Annotated in this window: 3 protein-coding genes; 2 read left to right on the top strand and 1 reads right to left on the bottom strand. The window is 60.6% G+C overall.

Translation table 11 applies throughout. From position 1 onward, the window contains the following. Nucleotides 1–224: 224 nt before the first annotated feature. Nucleotides 225–1,589, top strand: coding sequence for a sodium-dependent transporter (locus FHW58_RS27265; protein WP_179676338.1), 1,365 nt, complete (start codon nt 225–227; stop codon nt 1,587–1,589). Between the two features lie 45 nt (nt 1,590–1,634). After that, nucleotides 1,635–2,846, top strand: coding sequence for a sensor histidine kinase (locus FHW58_RS27270; RefSeq protein ID WP_179676339.1), 1,212 nt, complete (start codon nt 1,635–1,637; stop codon nt 2,844–2,846). A 3-nt stretch (nt 2,847–2,849) separates the two neighbouring features. On the opposite strand, the gene FHW58_RS27275 is transcribed toward FHW58_RS27270, so the two are convergent. Then, on the bottom strand, nt 2,850–4,238 hold the full coding sequence (locus FHW58_RS27275) for a DUF4214 domain-containing protein (protein WP_179676340.1): 1,389 nt from the start codon (nt 4,236–4,238) through the stop codon (nt 2,850–2,852). Between the last annotated feature and the right edge of the window lie 191 nt (nt 4,239–4,429).

Here is a 4,429-nt window from a genome sequence, read left to right on the forward strand (position 1 = left end):
CTCAAAATACTGACAGTATTTCTTGTTGAGCATTTAATGCTTTTTGTTGCAGCATCAAACGCCCACATTTATCGACTGTAATTTTTTAAAGATCTGTTGCTACTTGCTGAGAATCGTTGTGTTCGTCAGCGAAGAGATGAGATTATGCTGCACGGCATTCATTCCGTCAACCCTCTTTTTTCAACTGATACAATCGCGTCCTCGAAAAACCTCAGCAAAATGCTATGAACAATAAGACGACAGGCCGTAGTGGCTTCAGCTCCAGCTTCGGCGTACTGGCCGCAACCCTGGGCTCCGCGGTGGGCCTCGGCAATATCTGGAAGTTCCCCTCGCTCACCGGCGCCAATGGCGGCGCCGGCTTCCTGCTGGTCTACCTGCTGGCCACGCTGGTGATCGGCCTGCCGGTGATGATCGCGGAAATCACCATGGGCCGCGCCGCCAAGGCCAACCCGATCACCGCGCTACAAAAGCTGTCGCCCAAGAAGAGTTTGCCGTGGTGGCTGATCGGCGCGTCCGGCATGCTGGCCGCTTTCCTGATCCTGTCCTTCTATTCGGAAGTGGTGGCATGGGTGTTTGCCTATGTGTTCAAGGCGATCGGCGGCAGCATCCTCAGCAGCGATCGCCATGTGACCGAAAGCGCTTTCGGCGCGCTGATCAGCGACCCGCTGCAGTCGCTGCTGTGGCAATGGGGCGTGCTGGTGTTCATCGGCGGCATCCTGCTGATGGGCGTGACCAAGGGCATCGAAGGCATCACCAAGAAGCTGATGCCGATACTGTTCCTGCTGCTGCTGGTGTTGTGCGCGGTCAGCCTGACGCTGCCCAAGGTGGCCGAGGGCATCGCCTTCCTGTTCAAGCCGGACTTCAGCAAGATCACGGCCGGCGTTATCCTGACCGCGATGGGCCTGGCCTTCTTCAAACTGTCGCTGGGCATGGGCACGATGATGACCTACGGTTCCTACTTCCGCGACGACCAGAACATTCCCGCCACCACGGTGCGCGTGATGCTGGCCGACCTGTTTGTCTCCATGCTGGCCGGCATCGCCATCTTCCCGGCGGTGTTCAGCTTCGGCTTTGCGCCGTCGGCCGGACCGTCGCTGGTGTTCATCACCATCCCGGCCGTGTTCTCGCAGATCCCTGGCGGTCACCTGCTGATGATTGCCTTCTTTGCGCTGGCCGCCGTGGCCGCCACTGGCGCGATGCTGTCGATGATGGAGGTGCCGGTGGTGATCCTGCACGAGCGCTACGGCATGAGCCGCACCCGGGCGACCGTGCTGACCATCGCTATCCTGGTCGTGCTCGGCTCCAGCTGCGCGCTGACCAACAGCACGCTGGCCAACTTCAAGCTGTTCGGCATGAATATGTTCGACCTGTTCGACTTCGCCTCGTCCAACGTGCTGCTGCCGCTGGGTGGCATCCTGCTAGCGTTGTTTGTCGGCTGGGTGTGGGGCCGCGACAACTTCCAGCGCGCGCTGTCCAACCAGGGCGCGCTGCACAACGCCGCTGTGACGCGCGTGGTGTTCCTGCTGCTGCGCTATGTGTCGCCGCTGCTGATCCTGGTGGTGATGCTGAAAGGCCTCGGCTTGTTCTGACGGCCGTTATATACTGGCCGCACCGTGAATGAATCAGGGTGCGCGATGAACCAGAGCGAGGTCCCCGTGGTGCCGATGCCGACGATCCTGATCGTCGACGACTCCCCATCGTACCTCGCCGCGCTGCTGGACCGGCTGGAGCGGCACGGGTTCCTGATCGTGCTGGCGCAAACGGCGGCCGAGGGCCTGATGCGCGCCGAGTTCGCCGAGCCGGACCTGATTCTGCTTGACGTGGTCATGCCCGACATCGACGGCTTTGAGACCTGCCGGCGCCTCAAGGCCGGCAAGAAGACCAAGGACGTGCCGGTCATCTTCATGACCGGCCTCACCGATCCCAAGCAGAAAGTCACCGGCTTTGACGCCGGCGGCGTCGACTACATCACCAAGCCGTTCCAGATTGAGGAAGTGCTGGCGCGCATCAACACCCACCTGGCGCTGCGGCGCGCCAGCCGCGAACTGCAGGACATGATCGCCGCGCTGGACCGCGCGCGCGAAGACCTGGTGCGCAACGAAAAGCTGGCCGGCCTGGGCGCGCTGGTGGCCGGCATCGCCCACGAGCTGAATACGCCGATTGGCAACAGCCTGATGGCTTCCACCACCTTCGAACTGCAGACTGACGAGATCAGCCGTCACCTGAGCGGCGACGGCGGCGTCACGCGCAAGGAGTTCGAGCAGTACATCGAGAACGCGCGGCTGTCGGTCGACATCCTCAGCCGCAACCTGCAGCGCGCGGCCGACATCGTCACCAATTTCAAGCAGGTGGCGGTGGATCAGACCAGTTCGCAACGGCGCAGCTTCCTGCTGGACGAGGTCATTGCCGGCAACCTGCTGACGCTACAGCCGACCATCAAGCGCACGCCGTTCGTCATCGCGCAGCGCATTCCGGCGCATCTGATGATGGAGAGTTATCCGGGACCGCTGGGGCAGGTGGTGACCAATCTGATCAACAACGCCATCGTGCACGGCTACGACGGCCGCGGCGAGGGACTGATCGCGGTGAGCGCGCAGTTGTCCGCGCAGGGTTGGGTGACGCTGAGCGTGGAAGACCACGGCGTCGGCATCGCGCGCGAGGATTTGCCGCGCATCTTCGATCCCTTCTTCACCACCAAGATGGGCGTGGGCGGCTCCGGACTGGGCCTGCACATCGTGCACAACATCGTGACCGAGATCCTCGGCGGCCGCATCGACGTCAGCAGCGAAATGGGCGGCGGCACCCGCTTCACGCTGACCTTGCCGATGTCGGCGCCGCTCCGATAGGCGCTACTCCTGCGACCAGGTCGCCAGCACACCATCGGTCACGCCGGTCTGGCGGTTGCCCTGGTGCTGCACGATGACATATTTAAAGCCATCGCCGATCGAGTAGCGATAAGCTGAAAACGCCAGAAACTTGCCGGTGACAGGATCAGTCAGTACCTGGCCATTCAGAAGCCGTGTGACAGTAGCGGCATCCAGCGCTTGCACACCCGATGCAAGCGGGAATCTGCCGTTGCCTTGCGCATCAAATGACAGTGTTTGCGAATTGGCACCACCAACGGCGCAATCCTCCCGATAAAAAGTAAAGGACTGATTCGCCAACGCCGCCGCATCCAGTAACTGGAAGGTCGAACGAGAAACCAGCACATCAGTTGATCTGACCGCGCTACCACCATTGATGGCCACATTTTGGCAGAGCATCGCGACCTCCGGCAGCAGTTGAGCACCAAGGCTGGCGGTTGCGGCCACCGGGGCGCCATACGTGAAATCACCGGCGCGGCCAGAGAACGCGACCGCCTGACCGGGCAGACCAAAAATCAGACTCCCAGCGACCAAAGGGCTGCCCAGAGCGGCAAACGCATAGCGGTACTTGGCAGCGTAAAGCGGCGCATTGCCGGTGACGTCCTGCAGGTAGTTATACCCGGCATAGTACGATTCGACCAGATAGGGGGAGGAGGACTCGGTCATGGCGATGACGAATCCCTCGATGTCCAGACGGAGCGCCGCCATGTCAGTCTGGGCGGTAATCGTCGACAGGAAGGCGCGCGCGCTGCTGTTGATGCGGGCACCGTCATAAGCATGAACTTTTTCCGCCGTGTCCAGTAGTGACGTGAACAGCGTGGCTGCCTGAATTTTTTTATTCACGACAATCGCATCTGCGTTCTGGGCGTCGCTGACGATGTGCAGCACCGCCAGCGCAGGCGTGATCTGCCGGCTGCCCAGCAGGCCCGCCCAGAAGAGCAGGCCACCCGCCTCGGCATCACGGTTAAAGCCATTCAAGTAGAGTGCATTAATGAACGACGCCAGATTATTCACATAGAGCTCGCCAAACTCAGCGCTTGAAGCAAACGCGTCGAGCATGGCGCGCGCCTGCGCATTGTTGGAATAAACGGCGATCAGCTCTGGCGCGGTGAGCGGCAGATTGAGCGAGCTGAATTTTTCGTTCCAGAACGCCAGGCCAGGCGCGTCCGCCGGTCGCCCAAAGAAACCGATATAAATGCTTTGCACCAGTTGGGTGTATTCGGCCGGCGCATGTGGCATCGCTGGCGCATGCTGCGCTCCCTGCGCCAGTCGCGCTGCCAACGGCGCGCCGGGGGATGCCGTATCGCCGCCACTACCGCCACAGGCAGTCAACAACGAGGCCAGAAGCAAGGCTGGCGCCCAGGTCTTATTCATAGCTCCTCCGCACTTAAATAGAAGCTAATGATACCTTTTTTATAACCAACGAGAAATAAAAAAAGCCCGATCAGATCACTGATCGGGCTTTTTCAGAATAACTAGCTTGACGATAACCTACTTTCACACTGGTTGCAGCACTATCATCGGCGTAGAGTCGTTTCACGGTCCTGTTCGGGATGGGAAGGGGT

The organism is Duganella sp. 1224 (genome assembly GCF_013408245.1).
Taxonomy (GTDB): Bacteria; Pseudomonadota; Gammaproteobacteria; order Burkholderiales; family Burkholderiaceae_D; genus Rugamonas.